Annotated in this window: 19 protein-coding genes; 12 read left to right on the top strand and 7 right to left on the bottom strand. The window is 59.2% G+C overall.

Annotation, left to right across the window (positions count from 1 at the left end; genetic code table 11):
• Positions 1-208: 208 nt before the first annotated feature.
• The 3 genes from ACQUSW_RS02285 (at position 209) to ACQUSW_RS02275 (ending at position 4,448) form a co-directional block, all read left to right on the top strand.
• Positions 209-1,216 carry a nucleotidyltransferase domain-containing protein gene (locus ACQUSW_RS02285; protein WP_188700221.1) on the top strand — a complete coding sequence of 336 codons (1,008 nt, stop codon included), beginning with the start codon at positions 209-211 and terminating at the stop codon, positions 1,214-1,216.
• A gap of 245 nt (positions 1,217-1,461) precedes the next feature.
• Entirely contained in the window at positions 1,462-2,682 is a 1,221-nt protein-coding gene (locus ACQUSW_RS02280; protein WP_428930659.1) for a ThiF family adenylyltransferase, read from the top strand.
• Positions 2,679-4,448: an SAVED domain-containing protein gene (locus tag ACQUSW_RS02275; RefSeq protein WP_188700219.1), complete on the top strand. Its 1,770-nt coding sequence runs from the start codon at positions 2,679-2,681 to the stop codon at positions 4,446-4,448. The genes ACQUSW_RS02280 and ACQUSW_RS02275 overlap by 4 nt, the downstream gene beginning before the upstream one ends.
• On the opposite strand, the gene ACQUSW_RS02270 is transcribed toward ACQUSW_RS02275, so the two are convergent.
• From ACQUSW_RS02270 to ACQUSW_RS02255, 4 genes are all read right to left on the bottom strand, one after another.
• Positions 4,435-4,800 (bottom strand): hypothetical protein, encoded by a 366-nt coding sequence (locus ACQUSW_RS02270; RefSeq protein ID WP_188700218.1) that lies wholly within the window; start codon positions 4,798-4,800, stop codon positions 4,435-4,437. The two genes, ACQUSW_RS02275 and ACQUSW_RS02270, sit on opposite strands and share 14 nt — an antisense overlap.
• Positions 4,801-4,918: 118 nt before the next feature.
• Positions 4,919-5,533, bottom strand: coding sequence for a hypothetical protein (locus ACQUSW_RS02265; RefSeq protein WP_428930658.1), 615 nt, complete (start codon positions 5,531-5,533; stop codon positions 4,919-4,921).
• Positions 5,520-5,942, bottom strand: coding sequence for a hypothetical protein (locus ACQUSW_RS02260; protein ID WP_428930657.1), 423 nt, complete (start codon positions 5,940-5,942; stop codon positions 5,520-5,522). The genes ACQUSW_RS02265 and ACQUSW_RS02260 overlap by 14 nt, the downstream gene beginning before the upstream one ends.
• Positions 5,943-6,004: 62 nt before the next feature.
• Positions 6,005-6,343 (bottom strand): sulfate permease, encoded by a 339-nt coding sequence (locus tag ACQUSW_RS02255; RefSeq protein WP_428930656.1) that lies wholly within the window; start codon positions 6,341-6,343, stop codon positions 6,005-6,007.
• Positions 6,344-6,511: 168 nt separating this feature from the next.
• On the opposite strand from ACQUSW_RS02255, the gene ACQUSW_RS02250 reads away from it, so the two are divergent.
• Complete coding sequence (locus ACQUSW_RS02250) at positions 6,512-7,624, top strand: hypothetical protein (RefSeq protein WP_428930655.1); 1,113 nt, start codon at positions 6,512-6,514, stop codon at positions 7,622-7,624.
• A 27-nt stretch (positions 7,625-7,651) separates the two neighbouring features.
• Here the strand turns inward: ACQUSW_RS02250 and ACQUSW_RS02245 are convergent, their stop codons facing one another.
• Entirely contained in the window at positions 7,652-8,536 is an 885-nt protein-coding gene (locus ACQUSW_RS02245) for an AbiTii domain-containing protein (protein ID WP_428930654.1), read from the bottom strand.
• A 251-nt stretch (positions 8,537-8,787) separates the two neighbouring features.
• Between ACQUSW_RS02245 and ACQUSW_RS02240 the strand changes: the two genes are divergently transcribed.
• Both ACQUSW_RS02240 and ACQUSW_RS02235 read left to right on the top strand, forming a co-directional pair.
• Positions 8,788-9,198 (top strand): DUF1801 domain-containing protein, encoded by a 411-nt coding sequence (locus ACQUSW_RS02240; RefSeq protein ID WP_428930653.1) that lies wholly within the window; start codon positions 8,788-8,790, stop codon positions 9,196-9,198.
• A gap of 483 nt (positions 9,199-9,681) precedes the next feature.
• Positions 9,682-10,665, top strand: coding sequence for an arsenic resistance protein (locus tag ACQUSW_RS02235; protein ID WP_428930652.1), 984 nt, complete (start codon positions 9,682-9,684; stop codon positions 10,663-10,665).
• Positions 10,666-10,969: 304 nt separating this feature from the next.
• On the opposite strand, the gene ACQUSW_RS02230 is transcribed toward ACQUSW_RS02235, so the two are convergent.
• On the bottom strand, positions 10,970-11,362 hold the full coding sequence (locus ACQUSW_RS02230; RefSeq protein WP_428930651.1) for a VOC family protein: 393 nt from the start codon (positions 11,360-11,362) through the stop codon (positions 10,970-10,972).
• 263 nt (positions 11,363-11,625) lie between these two features.
• Between ACQUSW_RS02230 and ACQUSW_RS02225 the strand changes: the two genes are divergently transcribed.
• Positions 11,626-12,096, top strand: a complete 471-nt coding sequence (locus ACQUSW_RS02225; protein ID WP_428930650.1) for a PIN domain-containing protein — start codon at positions 11,626-11,628, stop codon at positions 12,094-12,096.
• Between the two features lie 275 nt (positions 12,097-12,371).
• Positions 12,372-13,538, top strand: a complete 1,167-nt coding sequence (locus tag ACQUSW_RS02220) for a calcium:cation antiporter (RefSeq protein ID WP_428930649.1) — start codon at positions 12,372-12,374, stop codon at positions 13,536-13,538.
• A gap of 31 nt (positions 13,539-13,569) precedes the next feature.
• Here ACQUSW_RS02220 and ACQUSW_RS02215 read toward each other — a convergent pair whose 3' ends face one another.
• Positions 13,570-14,172, bottom strand: a complete 603-nt coding sequence (locus ACQUSW_RS02215; RefSeq protein WP_428930648.1) for a DNA-3-methyladenine glycosylase I — start codon at positions 14,170-14,172, stop codon at positions 13,570-13,572.
• A 249-nt stretch (positions 14,173-14,421) separates the two neighbouring features.
• Between ACQUSW_RS02215 and msrA the strand changes: the two genes are divergently transcribed.
• The 4 genes from msrA to ettA all read left to right on the top strand — a co-directional run bounded on the left by msrA (position 14,422) and on the right by ettA (position 17,901).
• The gene (gene msrA / locus ACQUSW_RS02210) at positions 14,422-14,943 is read left to right on the top strand and encodes a peptide-methionine (S)-S-oxide reductase MsrA (RefSeq protein ID WP_428930647.1); all 522 of its coding nucleotides are present in this window, start codon (positions 14,422-14,424) and stop codon (positions 14,941-14,943) included.
• A 124-nt stretch (positions 14,944-15,067) separates the two neighbouring features.
• Positions 15,068-15,568, top strand: a complete 501-nt coding sequence (locus tag ACQUSW_RS02205; RefSeq protein WP_428930646.1) for a single-stranded DNA-binding protein — start codon at positions 15,068-15,070, stop codon at positions 15,566-15,568.
• Positions 15,569-15,610: 42 nt separating this feature from the next.
• Positions 15,611-16,132, top strand: coding sequence for a DUF6993 domain-containing protein (locus ACQUSW_RS02200; protein WP_428930645.1), 522 nt, complete (start codon positions 15,611-15,613; stop codon positions 16,130-16,132).
• Positions 16,133-16,221: 89 nt separating this feature from the next.
• Positions 16,222-17,901, top strand: coding sequence for an energy-dependent translational throttle protein EttA (gene ettA / locus ACQUSW_RS02195; protein ID WP_428930644.1), 1,680 nt, complete (start codon positions 16,222-16,224; stop codon positions 17,899-17,901).
• Positions 17,902-17,944: the final 43 nt, after the last annotated feature.

Here is a 17,944-nt window from a genome sequence, read left to right as displayed (position 1 = left end):
GTAGAAGGACCGTTCGACCGAAGCCGCACGTCGTGCCATCACAACGAGTGAGGGCGTAGCAGGTAGAGGTCGCCTACCTCCAAGCTACGCTTCGCCGCAGACTTTCGGAAGGGCGACTTGAGCGTCAGTAGTTCGGACACCGTTCGAATGTCAGTGGTCCCTGCCAAAATGAGTCTTGCCGCCGCGTTACGACCAGATCGGGGATCAAATGGCACGACTTATCCAGCAGTTCAAAGATGCGCTGAGCTCGATCGAGCCTGGCGATGACAAGGCTAATGCGCCTGAAGCGCACCAGCTCGTGCGTGCCGCGCTGCTGTCTGATTCGAAATTGACAGAGTACGGTGCTGATCCCGTCTTGATCGGCTCGTATAAGCGCAATGTGTCGATCAAGCGAATCAAGGATGTCGATGTGTTCGTGCGGCTTCCGGAAATTCCCGACGGTGTTACGTCCCAGCAGATCCTCGATCGGTTCTTCCGTGTGCTGCACGATGAGTTCGGCTTGGATGATGACGGACATCGTCGTACCAAAAGGCAAGACCGTAGCCTGCAGGTGAGCTTTCCGGAGTACGACATGTATGTCGATGCTGTGCCGGCTCGCCCGCACGCCGACGGTGAGACGTGGCAGATTCCACAGCGCGGCGAGGACGACAAGTGGGTGCAGACGAACCCCGAGAAACTGACTGCACTGTCGAGCGAGATGAACGCGGCCCATGACGGTTACTACGTGCCCATCGTGAAACTGATCCGACAGACCCGTCGGTCGCTACTTGGGACGTCGAAGCCCGGCGGTTTCTTCTTCGAGCTCGCGACCTACCAAGCATTCGCCTCGGGCGCAGTTTCCGGCACTGATCATGCGTCCTACTACGCGTCGGCACTCGATGAGATCAGCCGTATTGTCACGGACTTCGTCACCTATGGCATCGAGCTTCCCGACCCTACTGTCGCAGGGAATAGCATTCGTATCCGAGCTACTGACGAAGAGCTCGCGGCAGCACGTGATCAGTTCGCAGCAGCGGCCAATACAGCCAAGGTCGCTCTTGATGAGGAAGATGAAGGGCAGGCTGCCCTGGCCTTCCAGGGGCTTCTCGGGAAAAGCGGGGACGACGAAGACGTGTTTCGGATGCCTCCTGGGTTCAATGAGGATGGCACCCGGAAGGCGAGCGCCGTGTCTGCAGGAGCCCGCGTTGTGCCGGCAGGCAGCAGGACATTCGGTTGAGCAACGACTACTGGGACGAGTTCGTCGCGTACAGTCAACTTCATTTCGAGGAAGGCCTCATCCGTGCTGGCTTTACGACAACACCGGTGGGCTGGTCAGGGTCGGTAGGTCACGGGCAAGGTGTAACCCGCGTGGTCATCACCTTGCCCGCCCGCTTTCCCTTTAGGCCCCCGCGCGTAGTTCCTGAAGATAGGGAGGCCGTCGCCTGGTCTTGGCATCGTGAACGGGACGGTGCACTGTGCCTGGTGGCAGAGGACGATCACGATGACCTCTGGTGGACTGACAGCGCCGCGTTCTTGAAGCACATTTCGGCCTGGTTTGAAGAAGCGGATGCCGGGTGGCCGAGCGATCGTCCTGATCTCGACTTGGAGCGCTACTTCGAGCCGTCCCGCGATCACCGGATCTATCTCTACGACGAGACCGAAGGCTTCAAGAATGCGTTTGTACGCTTCAAACCAGCCAAGAACGACACCATGATCATGATGCGTGGGACGCGAGTCCCAAAGGCACACAAGAGCCACAAGGATCGCTACGGCTACGTCGTCGAGCTGGCCGATGTAGCAACTCCGCCGCGAAATTGGGATGACCTCGAGACGCGTCTCCCAGAAGAACTGTCGATCGGCCGAAAGATCCGAGACCGTTCTATCTCCATCTTGATGGTTACTTACCACCGCGGCGATTCGCTGGGTGTGCTCGCACTGGACGTGTCTGTTGACGCGGAGCGGTCAATTACGGCGAGAGTCCTCACGTCAGCATCAACGAGTGCAGACACCCGGAACTTGCGAGCGGGGCTCCTTGCCCCGTCGCTCGGTGATAGAAAGATTGCCATTGTCGGTGCCGGTGCAATCGGATCATTCGTTGCCGACGCGCTTGTTCGTTCTGGCGTGCGCAACCTCACTCTCATTGATCCCGACACGATTCTGCCGGGGAACCTCGTTCGGCACCTGGTTGGTCCGAGCTGCGTTGGACTCACCAAAGTCGAAGCAGTCCGCAGGCACCTGCTTGAGCGAAACGAAGATCGGAACCTCACACTGGACGCTGTAGTCCAGCGGCTGGACACTGGTGCCGACGCCTATGACCTGATCGATTCACACGATCTTGTCATCAACGCGAGTGCCGATTTCTCAACGACTGCACTGCTACGTGTCGCCGCTGAGTCACGAGGAGAGCACGTCCTGTCTGTCGCGCTTGTGGATCACGGAGCGACTTTTCGAATCGACGTATTGCCGCCACTATCTGATGTCGATGCCACGCCAGTCCTCGACACTCCCGATTTGCAAGAGGACGTCGCTGAGCTGTTCGAGCCCGGCTGCGGGAGCCCCATTTCTCCGGCACCTCCCCATGCGGTGATGGAAGCGGCGTCTGCAGCAGTCCGACATGCCATCGGGATTCTGAGCGGTCGACCGCTTGACGATGCTGGCGAGACTCGAAACGTAGCGCCCCAGGGAAAGGCCCACGAATCATGACAACGGCCAACAACCTTCCGCACATTGAACTGTCTGCTGAAGCACACGAGACCATCGCATCGTCGACTGCTAAGGCGTTGCCGGATGAAACGGGCGGCATCCTCCTCGGCTACCGTGTTGGCAGAGACTTCACCGTCACGAACGCCCTCGTAGTCGAGGGGAAGCGTACGAATACCTCGTACGTGCGCGACGACGTCGAAGCGAACCGCCTGCTGGCTGAGTTCCTGAAGGATCGCGCGCCGTCCGACCCCGTTGGGTACATCGGTGAGTGGCACACCCACCCCGGCGATGTTGGCCCAAGTCCACAGGACATCAGTGCCATTCGTGACATCTCTAAACAGCAGCAAGACCCACTGATCCTTCTTGTCTACTCCATCGGCGCGTCCTGGACGTATTCAGGGCGAGTGACCAAACGCCGTCCGCTACTTCAACCTAAGACGACACGTGCGAAAGTCTCCTACCCTCCATCGCGATTCCCGGAGCTCGAACCGCTTCCCGCAGATGCCGTTCGTGGAGATGGACCTGTCTTCATCTCCTACCGGCAAAGTGATGGAACGAAGCTTGCCGACTCGTTCGAAGAGCTGGCACGCGCAGCAGGACTAGTCGTATGGCGTGATCACACAGATCTACGCGGTGGCACCACGACCGATCGACTTGAACGCGCCCTCACCCAGGGGCTGTCTGGTGCCGTGCTCATCGTTACCCCTGACATTGCATACAGTGAGATCGTTCGCGAACGCGAACTCCCGCGACTCCTCGCACTGGATGAAGCAGATAAATTCTCGCTGTGCATTGCCAACGCCATCCCTGAAACAGCGGACAGTCAGGAGTGCGAATTCAAGGCGCCAGACCGTTTGCTTCGCTTGGCACCTCGTCCAGTGCTTGCGGACAAGAAGCAGACCAACGTGCTTCAAGCAGATGGCAAGCTCAAGATCGTCCGGGACCTTGTTATGCACCGAATCGAGGAACGAAAGCCGATCATCAGTAGGGATGGACGCCCCTTCACGATCAAGATTCAAACGAGGCCCGCAAGTTACGCAATCGACGCGGGAACAGAGGACCTGCACATCCGCGTGCAAGCACCTGATAGTGGGCGTTTGCCTCACCCCAATGGGCTGAGACTGCTCCAGCAGACTTTTGGTTTGCTCGGGGACGCAGCCCACGCCTCGGGAGCGCAGAAGATTGCTGTATCGGGCGGAGCCCACCTATCCGTCGCACTTGCGCTAGGGGCAGCGTTACCGGCAACGGAGTTCTACGAGCTCGAAGTAAGCGACACCAACGGCCAGACTTGGCAATCGTCTAGCACGGAACACGAACAGGTTTCGTCAATCCGCACTGAAACGTTGGTCCAGTCGGATTTGCCTAGTGCTTATTCCCGCGTTGCAATCTTCGTCACATTGTCCCCGCACGCGGACCACGTCGCGTTCCAGAAACTGGTCGAGCACGGGCCAGCCTTCGACATCGCCATCACGTTGAGCGCCGGTGACGGACACATCGACTCGTCTGCGGCAGGCAGCCTCAGCAAAGAGCTCATTTCGAAGGTGCGCGAGATTGCTTCGACGTTCGGAAGATCGGAGGTCCACTTCGCCTATCACGGTCCATACGGGCTCGGCGTACTGCTTGGCCGTCATCTGAACACGTTGCGCACTGTCGTCTACGAATGGAACGGCGACCCAAGCAGCGAGACGAAGTACGTGCCTGTAATGACACTCGAACCCGGAGTCGGCGGAGGCCCTATCGTCGAGGTGCACCTCACCGACGAGTGACAACATCGTTGGAAGACTGCTTGTCGGTACGACGGCAAGCTAGTGCGGGAATCTCACGAACTCGCTCCAACGTCTTGCGAACCGAATCCCGGCTGGCTCCGATCGTGCGGGAGATCCCTCGAAGCGATTCGCCCTGTCGGAACAATCGAACAGCTTCGGCCGCCTCCCATCCGTGGAGCCCGGCCGGGCGACGCACGACGCCCTTGTCGGTGAGGTGGCGCGAGATGGTGGCGCGGTGCACCTCGTACTTGACGGCGAGGTCGGTGACGGTCGCGCCGGCGAGGTAGTCATCGACGATCTGGTCGACCTGAGCGGGCGTCAGAAAGGTTTGAACAGTTGCAATCGTCCCCACGACCGGCCCCCGAAGGTCGCGAATCGGGGGCTCGGAGACCCTATGAGAGGTGCGATAGACACCCCGTTTCCACCGCTTGATCAGGGCATTAAGCCCAGGGAAAAGGTTTGTGAAGAGATCACGCAGGGACCCCAAATGTGCGAGGTGTGAACTTTCGACTGTTGAACCAGTCGAGGTTCGCACCTCGCTCTCGTTTCGGGCGTCCTCCGCCCAGGCCAGCGCGTTCCTGTGCAGCTGCCGGTCGGTCAGTGCATCGAACGGTGTGGCGTATCCGACCGGCTCTTCGGATTGGAGCGGGGTCGATGGGAATCGCCGTGAAGAACGCCTGGTTGCACAGACGCCTGTTCTGGATTTCGCACCGACGATAGATCAACGCCACACTTGCCAGTAACGCCAAGCAATCATCGAGAGTCGCTCGTGCTGCCGAATACTCATCGTGATGGGCCGAGAGCATCCCCTTGAGATCATCTAGGCGCGGCTCGATCTGCATCTGCTCTTCCTTGAGTAACTCCAATGAGATCGCGCCCGAATAGTGAGCGCGCAAACCAACGAGCCGCTCCTCTTCCCACTCGGTGTGCCGCTTCGCCAGAGATTCCAACTCACCCGAGTCCTCAACCAGCAACCGGTCGAACTCCGCGTGGCACATCGCCCCGAGAGCTTGCCGCACTTCGCTGCTAACCTCGATGCGCTCGTAATACTCCTCGACCAGCCGTTCGATGTCATCGATCAGCATCGCCTGCCGTGTGAACCCAGTCTTCTTCGAATATCGACTTCGGTTCCTCACAAAGCAGGTCGATGTTGCCTAGTGCCCAGAGCCCGTACGGGGTGCGGCTACCCAGCTCCTCCAATTGCCTCGGCCACTCCGCATCGACCGGGGAGATGAACCGAAACGCTGCACCGTCGGCGATCACGTGGGCGACAGTATCGACGCCCATGCAGCTCTGCGCATGCTCCCGCCAAAGCGCCGCCTGCACTGGAGTCATGCAGGGGACGTCGGTATCGCTCTCCATGAGGGTGACGGTCTCTACAGCCCCGACATGTGCGAGGAGGCGGCCCGTCGGTGCATCGTTCGGCGTGCCGACGGTGGAGAGCACCATCCGAGCGGAATTCTCCTCACGAGCGAGATCAGTGAGCATAGACATCAGCGGGGCTCCTTCACAACCGGTCTTCACCCCACAGGTGCACAGCAGGTTCCGTCCGCTGCCTAACCGAATGACGCGACGCTTACCCTCCGGCAGATGCGACGTTCATTCCCTCGCGCCCGCGCCAGAAGCACCAGCGATACCGGGCCGTAGATAAGGAACTTGAACGCGTTCCAGACGCACACGATCATCATCAGGTAGAGCAATTTGGAAGCACCGTGCTCGCGGAGCATGGTCGTAGGCGTTGCGAGGTCGAAGTAGACAGCGGCGAGCAGCATCGCCGGGACGCCCCACTTCCAGCCTCGGCGGGTGCGAAACTCGTCGAGCGGTATGTTCGTCGGCATGAACCGGCGCATGTACGCGCGGGCGTAAAGGCTCGCCATCCAGATGATGCGAAGCATGGGAACAGCCCTCTCCAGTCGAGAGGCGATAGGTAGCGGAAGGACCGTTCGACCGGAGCCGCAGGTCGTGCCATCACAACGAGTGATGGCGTAGCAGGTAGAAGGTCGCCTGCTGCCAAGCTACGCGTGAACTCCTACCGAGCCAAGAGCCGCCGATACACTGACCGCATGGGCGCGGAAGATACTCACGACAGCGGCGCAGAAAGCAAAGGGTCGTCACAGATGAGTGGCTGTTCTGCATACGTGTCGCCCCAGCTACAGGCACAGATCAACCGCTCGATCGGCATCATCAAAGGCTCCGTGCTCTCGAGCGTGAAAACGCCGAATCTAAGTCTCAACGCTTCCCTGTTCAGAGACATGAGCTCGACGGCCAAGATCATCGAGTCGCAACAGAAGATATTTACCTCGATTCTCAAGACAAAGCCGGATTCTCTGGCACTCATCAATGGTGCAGGCATCAAGATGCCACAAGGTGCATTGTCTGCGCTTAAGCTGAACCAGGATTTCCTCGGCTTATACACGGAGTCAATCCTCAATAACGTCAATCTTGGAATCTCGGACACCGTTAGCCGTGCCGTTGCGCAGTTCGCGTCGATACAAGCTGACTGGCTCAAGCATCTTGCACCTACGCTGACGAGGCTGAAACGGAGCTTCTATCCCGAGAATCTTCAGCCCATCGATGGTCTTCGGTTTGAATCTGTCCAAGAGGTCGTCATGTCGGATGGAATCCCGCTGTATGGAGTTCCACGGACGTCGATTGCGCAGTCCCTACTCAAGGCGGATGGTCGCGGAAAGCGACGCGAGATACTTGGACGTCGGTGGCGATCAATCTCTGAAGACTGTCGCGTCGCGATCGATAGCTGTCAGTCCTCGGCGACTAAGACGTTCCGAGATTCGGCGCGGGCCGCGTTGGATGCTCTGGATGCTGGTCATCACCAGGCAGCGCAGGCACTTGCCGGGTCGGTCATCGATGCGATCCTCAACATGTACTTCGGCGACAAGAGGTCGAAGTACACCCCGCACCCCTCCGGAAAGCGCACAACGGCAGCCTACGAAGAATTCGGTAGCCGCCAGTTCATCGCGTTCGCCCCAATCTGGACTACCTACCAGCAATTCCACGTCGCTCAGGGCGACAGCGTGCCGACCACTTTCAGTCGAAACGCGACGGCCCATACGGTGAGCCCACGTCAATACAGCCGGCGCAATGCGATTCAGGGTTTGATGGTCGCGTGCAGTCTAATCCTCCGCGTACATGAGGAAAACGGGGCGATCCAGGGCTGAGTCTCACGCTCATTGAGCAATGTGAAGTCAGTGACCCAAGAAGAGCTTGCCGATTTCGACTAACGAACCGGAAATCACTTCCGAGGAGATGGATAGCCCGAGCGCAACGGCTCCCGTGCTCACCTTCGACAAGAATCCCCGTGTCCGTTCTGAGTCGACCGATTGCTCGCTGGCAACAATTTCAACGAACTCTTCCGCATCTTCGGCAGAGAGCCCAAGCTGTGTAACTTGGCGAAGGAACTCGTCCTTATTGCCGAGCAGCTTGGCTTTCTGCGAAATGTTTGAACCTGTGGCTACACTATTGCCGCTCCCGTAGATGTGATTCGTCGTGTTGAACACTACTGGAGCCAGAGAAGGCTCCGTAGACAACGACGGCCCACCGACAGTTCCCGCATCGGGAAACTGAGTCTGGAGCGCGAGAGCGAATTCCATCGACTTATTGCGGATCGTATCGATGATCCCCATCAAGGACTGCCGCGGGATGGAGTTCCATGCGCTGAACAGTCCATAATGCTGGATCCCGAAGATCTCCGCGTCTTCATAACGCTTGACTTCCCAGGCAGGCCACTTCAGCTGCGGATCGTCGTCTCCCGACGCGAATGCTTGCAGCTCTGCCAACGGCTGTCGCATTCGAATTGTGAACTGGTCCATGAAGTCGGGATGAGGCGGGAGCTGCTGCCTGATCTGACTCTGCATAGGCCCGGTAAAAAGACCAGTTACTGAAGTGACCTTCGTGCGGTAAACGGGAAGGTCCGTCTCATCGTCGTATCCCGCGAGCTCGCGCTTCGTCCACTCTGAAACATCCTCCGCTCCGACTCGTGTAGCCGCAATCTGTACCTTGCGGAGAAGATTGATTGTGCTGACAGAATCATCCGTCGCACCATCAATGATCTGGTCGAGAAGCGTCTTCACTGATGTCCTCCTGTTGCGGTGAGCGGGCGGTCTCAGACTACTTGGCACCTACGACATTCAAGCTGACTCCGGGCAGGCCGTCGGTGTTTCCCGGCACGCGAGCTTCGACATCTCGCGGACTCGCTCCAGCGTCTTCCTCGCCGAGTCTCGACTAGCACCGATCATTCGGGAGTTCCCTCGAAGCGATCCTCCCTATGAGTTCAGACACCCAACTGCGTCCGTTCTAGATCTGGCTCGATTAGAGTTTATGTATGGCCAGAGAACCTGCGATGCGTCCGTCGGATACGCCTGTAGCCGAAGTGCTCGACAAGGTGACTGGACCTCGGCGGGCCGAAGCGGAGCATCTGGTTGAGTTGCATCGTGAATTGAGCGGCCATGAGCCTGTCGTATGGGCTGGACGCATCATCGGTTTCGGTGAGATGAGTTACCAGTATGAGAGCGGTCACGGCGGCGTCATGCCCGAACTAGGCTTTGCGACGAGCCAATCAAAACACACGCTCTATCTTGCAACTGGCTTCGCAGAGAAATGGCCTGAGCTACTCGAGCGCCTCGGTAAGCATAAGGCCAGCAAGGCGTGTCTTTATTTGAGTCGACTCATCGACGTAGACGATGAAACGTTACGCGAACTGCTGCAGCTCACACTGGTTGAGGCCCGCAAATGAGTACTGTTGATCGAGGGGCGCAGGTCGCTAGTTCTCACGAAATACTTGGCGGCCGGTCGACTGTGCGCCACTTCACAGCAGCCACTATTGAGCGTGTCGATTGAAGCCATTCCGAGCTCGGCGCACTCAGCAATTCGACAGCACGGCTCTACAGGCCGACTGATTTGGAGCTGTGGAGTTCGAGCTGCCGCCTGTCTATGAACATTGGCAGAGTCCCGAATTTATGGATTGCGTGTGATCCATCAGTATGTTCACGTTCTCCTTGGGTTCTTGTGTCACAGCAGGCCGGGTTCGCGCAGGAGGAGGGGCATTTTCATCGACGGTGAGCGTGACGTCGGCCAGGGCTATTAGCGCTGTGCCGGATGCGGCACGGCTATCGCCCGGCCCGGCCTATTCACCACGTTCACGCGCGAAGCCAGCACCAGAGTGCGTTGACTACACAGCGATCAATGACTGATGGGGGCTTCTGGGAGAATCGGACATATGCGTGCAGTGGTGGAGTGGATGGAGCGATACCAGGTTCCTCTTTACCTTGCCGCCCTGGCCGCGGGTGCCGGGATCGGTCTGCTCGTCCCTGAGGTTGCGCACCCGGCTGAGCTAGCGATCAATCCGGTGCTCGGGCTGCTGCTTTATTCGACATTCCTCGGCGTCCCGTTCACCCAGATGCGGCAAGCGTTCTACGACTGGCGTTTCGTTGCCACGGTGATGGGCGTGAACTTCGTCGTCGTGCCGATCGTGGTCTGGGTGCTGTCGCGGATCGTCGCCCACGATCAGGTGCTGCTCGTCGGGGTGCTGTTCGTACTGCTGACCCCGTGTGTTGACTACGTCATCGTGTTCACCGGCCTCGCCGGCGGAGCCAAGGATCGGCTGCTGGCCGCCGCACCGCTGCTGATGCTCGCGCAGATGCTGCTGCTGCCGCTCTACCTCTGGCTGTTCATTGGGGCAGAGTTCGTCGCTAGCGTCGACCTCGCCCCCTTCATCGAGGCGTTCGTGCTGCTCATCGTCGTGCCACTCGTCGCGGCCGGGCTTACCCAGTTCGCTGCTGCCCGCACGCGCTGGGGCGTGGTGCTCCAGGAGGCCGTGCTGGGGGCGATGTCGCCACTGATGATGCTCACCCTCGCCGTCGTCGTGGCCTCCCAGATCGTCGCAGTCGGAACCAGAATCGGTTCGCTCCTGCTCGCGGTCATTGTCTACGTGCTGTTCGCTGCTGTCATGATCCCGATGGGCACGGCTGCTGGTCGAGCCGCCAAGCTGGACGCGAGCGGCAGACGTGCGATTGTGTTCAGCGGCGCGACCCGTAACTCACTCGTCATCCTTCCGCTCGTGCTCGCCCTTCCCACGGCATTCGACCTCGCCTCGCTGGTCGTCGTCACCCAAACCCTCATCGAGCTCATCGTCATGGTCATCTTCGTCCGTCTCATCCCACGCCTGATCCCTGAGCGTGCCGAGGAAATCACCGCGGCCTGACCGCCGAAACTTACGGCCCTAAGCCGAGACGAGGCCGGAGGTTCTGCTCGGTGCTGGTGAGACCGAGTGATTCCGCTGTCATGCCGAGCTGATCGGACTCTTGCCGGTGGGTTATCCTGGACTCTCCATTCGCGAGCAGACGCAGGGCCGTAACGCCGTGGAGCGAGGCTTCAACGAAACCAAGCAGTGGCGCGGACTAGCGACATGATATGACAAGCTCGCGCTCACCTATCGCGGCTGCGTCGTTCTAGGAGCGATCACGCTCTGGCTGAACGCAACCGCTTGCTGAGTGCTCGGCCCGCGGTCACGACTGGTCCGCGACGATCTCTGCTTTGAAGCCGGCGGAGTTCTCCAACCACCCTGCGTAGTGCGCAGAGCCACCTGCGTGCGGATAACGCTCTTGGTAGAGCGGCAACCAGCCGTGCTGCGGCGCGTTCGCCATGATCGTGTCGACCCGGTCGGCAACGCCACCCTTGAATGCCAGGTGGTTTACGCCTGGACTCCGGCGGTCATGCGTCGACCCCGTGAGATTCGGTGATGTCGTCAACGTGAGATATGCGCCGCCCGCGGCCCAAGACTGACCCTCGGGCCATTCCTTCTCGAGAGTGAAGTCCAGTTGCTGCAGTAGCCAACCCCACTCAGCCCGCGCCTCCTCGAGGTCCGCGATCCACACCTCGATATGATGAAAACCCGCCACCCGCCAAGTCTCTCAGAGAAACGTCATCGAACTTTGGGAGACATCTCCTAGGTCGAGCATCAGATATCCGAGGTTCTGTCGTCCGGCGTTGATCTCGATAGATCTCACGCGTCCAGGGTGGGGATAAGGGTTTGCAGTCTGGAGCGACTGTCCTTCTCCTTCCGCTTCTTGCCGCCCGAATCGTTCTCCTTCGTGTCGCCGAACATACGTCACCGTACTCCCGAGGGAGTTTGAATGTCGGAAGTAAGACCTAACCTCAACCCATGAGAATCGGTGTCTATATCGATGGATATAACCTCTATTACGGAGGTCGAGGAATCTGCGGTCGATCCACGGCTGGATGGCGGTGGCTCGACATCATGTCGTTAGCTAAAAATCTTGTTTCGGCTCATTCGCGATGGATTGATCCGACTATCGAGATGGTGACCTACTGCACAGCCAGAATCAGCGGTGCGAGCAACCCCCAAGGTCAGCGTGAACAGGACGTGTACTTGCGGGCACTGGAGCAATCCGGTGCGGTGACACACATCGCCGTTGGCAACTATGTTGCACGAATCGCGACGGCGCCCCTCGCCGTTGCTTCCCACCTACTCATTGACGTTCTCACGAGAGCCATCGGTGCGGCTCTCGCTATTTCGAGTGACAGCGACCTGGCGTTTCCGATCAACTATGTGCGTGACCTAGTTCCAGTGGGGCTGATCAGCCCGAAGAGCAGGAAGCCGCCAAAGTGGTGATCCGTGCTAATCTCGACCCACACCACCCGGTCCCTCAGGGGCCGGGTTTTCTTTTCTTAGAGAAGCAGAACGCCGCATAGTTACTCCCCGGACTAACGGGCCGCGAGCATCAGTTACCCGAGGTTCTGCCGCTCGGCGTTGACACAATAGATTTGCGGCGGCTGGCCGCTTGGCGCCGGTAGGATGGTGAGACGCACGCGAGCTACGCGAGCCGGTCGGGACGACCCGACTGCCTTTTCTCATCCGGAGACGACTCCGGCGCCGGGAAAACGCTCATGTCACACGCTGTTCACAAGCGCATCGTCACCCTCGCAGACATCAGTCGTGTCGCGCTCGGGTGGAGCCTGTTTGGTGCACTGCTCATCGCAGCCCCCATACTGCAGGGCGGGTTAGCAACCCCCATAGTCATCGCCGTATTGGCTGTGATCATCGCAACCATTATCGTCTGCGCGTTTGGCGTCGTGAAACAGGCCGAAGCGCTCGCCGCACGCCTCGGTGACCCCTATGGGTCACTCGTATTGACCCTCTCTGTCGTGATGATCGAGGTGATCCTCATCTCAGCGGTCATGCTCGGGCCGGGGGAGCACCCCACAATCGCCCGCGATTCAGTCATGGCCGTGTCGATGATCATCATGAACCTGGTAGTCGGCCTATCGCTACTAGCCGGCGGACTACGCCACGATGCCATGAAACGCGACGCCATGAAACACAACCGCACCGGCACATCCCTTTACCTGTCGATGTTGATCGTGCTGGTAGCGCTCGCATTCGCCCTTCCAGCAGCCATCGGAACCGAAGGCTCGTACACGGCCGGGCAAGCCATACCGATCATCGTGCTCACCCTGCTCGTTTACGCGTTCTTCCTCTACCGACAGATGGGGGCACAGGCCGACGACTTTCGTGAAACCGACGAACACCTCGCACACACCCCGCAGGTACACAACAACAGTGCCCGATCGGTGTCGGTCATCCAGGTGATCCGCGAACACCGCAAAGAGATCATCATCCGTCTACTACTGCTTGTGATAACCATGACGCCCATCGTGTTGCTCTCGCACGATATGGCAACGCTGCTCGACGACACTCTCACCGGACTCGGTGCTCCTGCCGCGCTCGCCGGAGTGCTCATCGCCATGATCGTGTTTCTGCCCGAATCAATCACATCCGTGCGCGCCGCCCTCGCCGGCGAAGTGCAACGCATGGTCAACCTCTGCCACGGTGCTCTCGTCTCCACCGTCGGCATCACCATCCCGTCGGTGCTGACCATCGGGTTCATGACGGGGCAGACAGCGGTTTTGGCCGAATCACCGGCCAACCTCGTCATGCTCGCCCTCACCCTGCTGGTTGCTGTCGCAACGTTCGCAGCCCGCAGGGTTACCGTCATGCACGGTGTTATACACCTCATGCTGTTTGCCGTCTACGGCATCGTTCTGTTCAGCTGACTCGGTTCTCGAACCCGGGGCTCGCGCAGCCTTACTGCGACGCCCATACTCCCGATGACCCGCGACGATGCGACCCCACAAGATGCGTATCAACAATGCCCACTGCTTCCATGAGCGCAAACATTGTTGTCGGTCCAACAAAACGAAAACCCGCAGCCTTCAACGCGCGAGCAAGCGCTACCGACTCCGCCGACTGCGTGGGCACATCAGCAATCGTGACCGGCTGGGGAGTGCTCGAAGGCTGAAAAGACCACAGCAACTTTGCCAGCCCGTCACCGTCACGCAACCGCACTGTTGCCTGCGCATTGTTAATGGTCGCCAGAATTTTGGCACGGTTACGCACGATCTTTTCGTCGGCGAGAAGCCGTGCAACATCGTCATCGGTGAACGCAGCAACAGCATCCGGAACAAACCCCGCAAAAGCCTCACGAAACGCAGGCCGTTTACGCAAAATCGTTGCCCACGACAACCCCGACTGAAAACCCTCCAGGCTCAGCCGCTCAAACAAACCCCGCTCATCACGCACAGGCATGCCCCACTCGGTGTCGTAATAGGCCATCAACAGCGGATCTTTACTCGCCCAGACAGGACGAGCCTTACCGTCACTGCCCACAATCAGCGATGATGCCGCCATTTTTCTGTGACCTCCTTGCCCGACGCAATGCTTCAGCAGGACCGCAGCGCCGCAACTGCGCTATCGGCACTCCCGAAAGTCTCCCACGAGCCAAAACGGAGAAGAACGCACGTGCAAACGCTCGGAACGGTATCGCACACCCGGCGGATGAGCCTGCGCACGAACGAAGCCACATCAGCGTGGCGGGCGTACCGTAGAGAAGAGGCGCGTGCACTATCACCCGCGCCACGACGACAGCGAGGAGCAGCTATGGAAACCTTTATTCTTGCCGGCGGTTGTTACTGGTGCCTCGACGCCGCCTACCGCACCCTCCGCGGCGTCACCGCCGTCGAATCCGGTTTCATTGGTGGCTCCACCACGGCACCCACATATGAGCAGGTGTGCACAGGCACAACAGGGCATGCCGAAGCAGTCAAAGTCACCTTCGACCCCCAAATCATTCCCGCAGACGTCATCCTCGACGCCTACTTCACCATGCACGACCCCCGCCAACTCAACCGTCAAGGCCACGACGTCGGCACGCAGTACCGCAGTGCCATGTTCCCTGCCAACGACGAACAGAAAAAACTGTTCGAAACTGCACGCGAACGAGCCGCCGAAATATGGGGAACACAACCAGTCACCACAATCGAACCCGCGACAGAGTTCTATCCCGGCCCCGCCGAACACCAAGACTTCTTCGCCAACAACCCCGAACAGCCCTACTGCCTTGCCGTAGCCCTCCCCAAAGTCAACAAAGTGCGCGCCGCATTTTCGCAATACATCCGGTAACGATTCCTCCCCACACACCAACAACCGGATGCTGTCCACCGTCACTGCGTTGTGAACCCACAGCCTCAACCACGCCAGCCATTCTGAGAAACATCAGAAACACACTGACCGGAGGTTGAACACCATGACCGACATGATCACTCTGACCGGAAACATCGCCAACGAACCAGCCGTCAACCGAACAGGAGCAGGAACACCGCTCGTACGGTTCCGCCTCGCCACAAGCAACGGCTACCGCGACAACCGCACAGGCGCATGGGTCGACGCAGGAACAAACTGGTACACCGTCACCGCATTCCGCACACTCGCCGAAAACGCAGGGGGAGTACTCGCCAAAGGAGACGCCGTGATCGTGCAGGGCCGACTACGACTACGCGAATGGGAAGCCAACGGCGCAACCGGACTAGCCGTCGACGTCGAAGCCACAACCATCGGACACGACCTGCGCTGGGGCACGAGCGGAACCTACCAGCGACGCCGACGCACAGAAAACACCAGCGACCATAACCAGGAACCACAAGAAAACACTCCTACCAGCACCGACACCGACACCACACAGCATCAGCAACCCGATGCAACAGCGGAATGGCCCGTAGCGCTCGCAGCCGAAGCCACCCCGTTTTAGACACCCGGGATTTTTGGAGCAGTGACCTCATAGAATCGCTTCGTGCTCACAACAGAGACTCGTCTTGCCCCAAAAGTTCGCGCCACGCTGCTCAGCCTCAGCGGCATCATTGTCGCTGCAGCACTCACCGGGTGCTCGATTCTTGGTTGGGATGGGGCAGAGTCGACGCCAACTCCCACGGCCGCACCAACGAGTGCGACCGATGACGACGCCACACCGGATGCGGGGCCTACCCTGCATCCGGATGGCACGGCCGAAGACAACCTTCCCCTGTTCACACAGGTTGTCGAAAAAGTATGGGCCTCAGAAGACCAGGCCCGGAACCTGGCCTACGTCGATGCTCTCGTCGAGGCCGGGTTTGACAGGTCGCACATGGAGATGACGCACGATATCTCGACGGTGCAGTACCCGGCGGAAAGCTTTCAGGTGGCGGTGCGCTGGAGCGATGGCCAGTGTCTTATGGGCCAGATGGGGCCGTCAACGGGCGACCCCGTGACCGCCGTCATGCCTCAGATGGCAGAGGGTAACTGTCTCATCGGCGAAACGCCTCCTGTCGGAGAATAAAGGTTCAGAATTTTCTGCGAGCCTGCGTAGAGAAACGAGACGGTAGGCTGGAGAGTTGATTCACCGCGCCGAAAGAAGGAGCATTCCCGGTGGCAGAGTACATCTACTCCATGGTTCGTGCCCGCAAGGCTGTGGGCGAGAAGCTCATTCTCGATGACGTCACCATGGCATTTTTGCCCGGTGCCAAAATCGGTATGGTCGGCCCTAACGGTGCCGGAAAATCAACCATCCTCAAGATTATGGCCGGGCTCGACACGCCCTCCAACGGCGAGGCAGTTCTTACGCCGGGCTACAGCGTGGGCATCCTCATGCAGGAGCCCGAGCTCGACGAAGACAAAACCGTTCTGGAAAACATCCAAGAGGGCATCGCCATTAAAGCGAAGCTTGACCGCTTTAACGAGATCTCGGCACTGATGTCCGACCCGGATGCCGACTTCGACACGCTTCTGGCCGAAATGGGAACCCTGCAAGAAGAGATCGACGCGGCCGACGCGTGGGATCTCGACTCGCAGCTTGCGCAGGCCATGGATGCGCTGCGCACCCCTCCCGGTGATGCCTCGGTCGAGCACCTCTCCGGTGGTGAGAAGCGCCGCGTAGCGCTGACACGACTACTGCTGCAAAAGCCAGACCTGCTGCTGCTTGATGAGCCGACAAACCACCTTGACGCAGAAAGCGTGCTGTGGCTTGAACAGCACCTGAAGTCGTACAAGGGCGCTGTCATCGCGATTACACACGACAGGTACTTCCTCGACAACGTGGCGGAATGGATCGCAGAAGTCGACCGCGGACGCCTCATCGGTTACGAAGGTAACTACTCGACCTACCTCGAAAAGAAAGCCGAGCGGCTGAACATTCAGGGTAAAAAAGACGCCAAGCTGGCCAAGCGTCTGGCCGACGAACTTGAGTGGGTACGCGCAAGCGCCAAGGGTCGCCAGGCTAAGTCGAAAGCACGTCTTGCCCGGTACGAAGAGATGGCTGCCGAAGCAGAACGCACCAGGAAGCTTGATTTCGAAGAAATTCAGATCCCTGCGGGCCCCCGACTGGGGAACGTGGTTATCGAAGCCAAGAACCTGAAAAAGGGCTTTGACGGTCGCTCGCTCATCGACGGCCTGAGCTTTAGCCTCCCACCCAACGGAATTGTTGGTGTTATTGGTCCCAACGGTGTGGGAAAAACCACGCTGTTTAAGACGATCGTGGGGCTTGAACCGCTCGACGGCGGAGATCTGAAAATCGGTGAGACCGTGAAGATCAGCTACGTCGACCAGTCACGCGCCAATATCGACCCCGAAAAAACGCTGTGGGAAGTCGTCTCCGACGGACTCGACATCATCACCGTCGGAAAAACAGAGATTCCATCGCGAGCATACGTCTCGAAGTTTGGGTTCAAGGGACCCGACCAGCAGAAAAAAGCTGGCGTACTCTCGGGCGGTGAACGCAACCGGTTGAACCTGGCACTCACCCTGAAAGAGGGCGGCAACCTGCTGCTGCTCGACGAGCCGACAAACGACCTCGACGTCGAAACCCTGCAATCGCTCGAAAACGCTCTCCTCGAGTTCCCCGGCTGTGCGGTAGTGATCACACACGACCGGTGGTTCCTCGACCGTATTGCTACACACATCCTCGCCTACGAGGGCACCGACGAAAAGCCCGACCAGTGGCACTGGTTTGAAGGGAACTTCGAAGCCTACGAGAAGAACAAGATCGAGCGCCTCGGGCCGGATGCTGCTAACCCTCACCGGTCCACACACCGCCGCCTGACGCGCGACTAACCTCACTCCGCGAGCACGGGCCTCAACCACCGAGAAGGACAAG

It is taken from the genome of Microbacterium luticellae (genome assembly GCF_050408645.1).
GTDB lineage: Bacteria > Actinomycetota > Actinomycetes > Actinomycetales > Microbacteriaceae > Microbacterium.
Note: the sequence above shows the minus strand (reverse complement) of the source record. Positions and strands in the feature narration are given on the sequence as shown.

What these genes read in the sequence shown, in the direction of transcription:
- ACQUSW_RS02260 (WP_428930657.1), bottom strand. Translation starts at nt 5,942, where the DNA reads ATGTCTATGCTCACTGATCTCGCTCGTGAGGAGAATTCCGCTCGGATG.
- ACQUSW_RS02225 (WP_428930650.1), top strand. Translation starts at nt 11,626, where the DNA reads ATGAGAATCGGTGTCTATATCGATGGATATAACCTCTATTACGGAGGT.
- ACQUSW_RS02215 (WP_428930648.1), bottom strand. Translation starts at nt 14,172, where the DNA reads ATGGCGGCATCATCGCTGATTGTGGGCAGTGACGGTAAGGCTCGTCCT.
- ACQUSW_RS02240 (WP_428930653.1), top strand. Translation starts at nt 8,788, where the DNA reads ATGGCCAGAGAACCTGCGATGCGTCCGTCGGATACGCCTGTAGCCGAA.
- ACQUSW_RS02275 (WP_188700219.1), top strand. Translation starts at nt 2,679, where the DNA reads ATGACAACGGCCAACAACCTTCCGCACATTGAACTGTCTGCTGAAGCA.
- ACQUSW_RS02285 (WP_188700221.1), top strand. Translation starts at nt 209, where the DNA reads ATGGCACGACTTATCCAGCAGTTCAAAGATGCGCTGAGCTCGATCGAG.
- ACQUSW_RS02220 (WP_428930649.1), top strand. Translation starts at nt 12,372, where the DNA reads ATGTCACACGCTGTTCACAAGCGCATCGTCACCCTCGCAGACATCAGT.
- ACQUSW_RS02265 (WP_428930658.1), bottom strand. Translation starts at nt 5,533, where the DNA reads ATGCTGATCGATGACATCGAACGGCTGGTCGAGGAGTATTACGAGCGC.
- ACQUSW_RS02255 (WP_428930656.1), bottom strand. Translation starts at nt 6,343, where the DNA reads ATGCTTCGCATCATCTGGATGGCGAGCCTTTACGCCCGCGCGTACATG.
- ACQUSW_RS02205 (WP_428930646.1), top strand. Translation starts at nt 15,068, where the DNA reads ATGACCGACATGATCACTCTGACCGGAAACATCGCCAACGAACCAGCC.
- ACQUSW_RS02235 (WP_428930652.1), top strand. Translation starts at nt 9,682, where the DNA reads ATGCGTGCAGTGGTGGAGTGGATGGAGCGATACCAGGTTCCTCTTTAC.
- msrA (WP_428930647.1), top strand. Translation starts at nt 14,422, where the DNA reads ATGGAAACCTTTATTCTTGCCGGCGGTTGTTACTGGTGCCTCGACGCC.
- ACQUSW_RS02250 (WP_428930655.1), top strand. Translation starts at nt 6,512, where the DNA reads ATGGGCGCGGAAGATACTCACGACAGCGGCGCAGAAAGCAAAGGGTCG.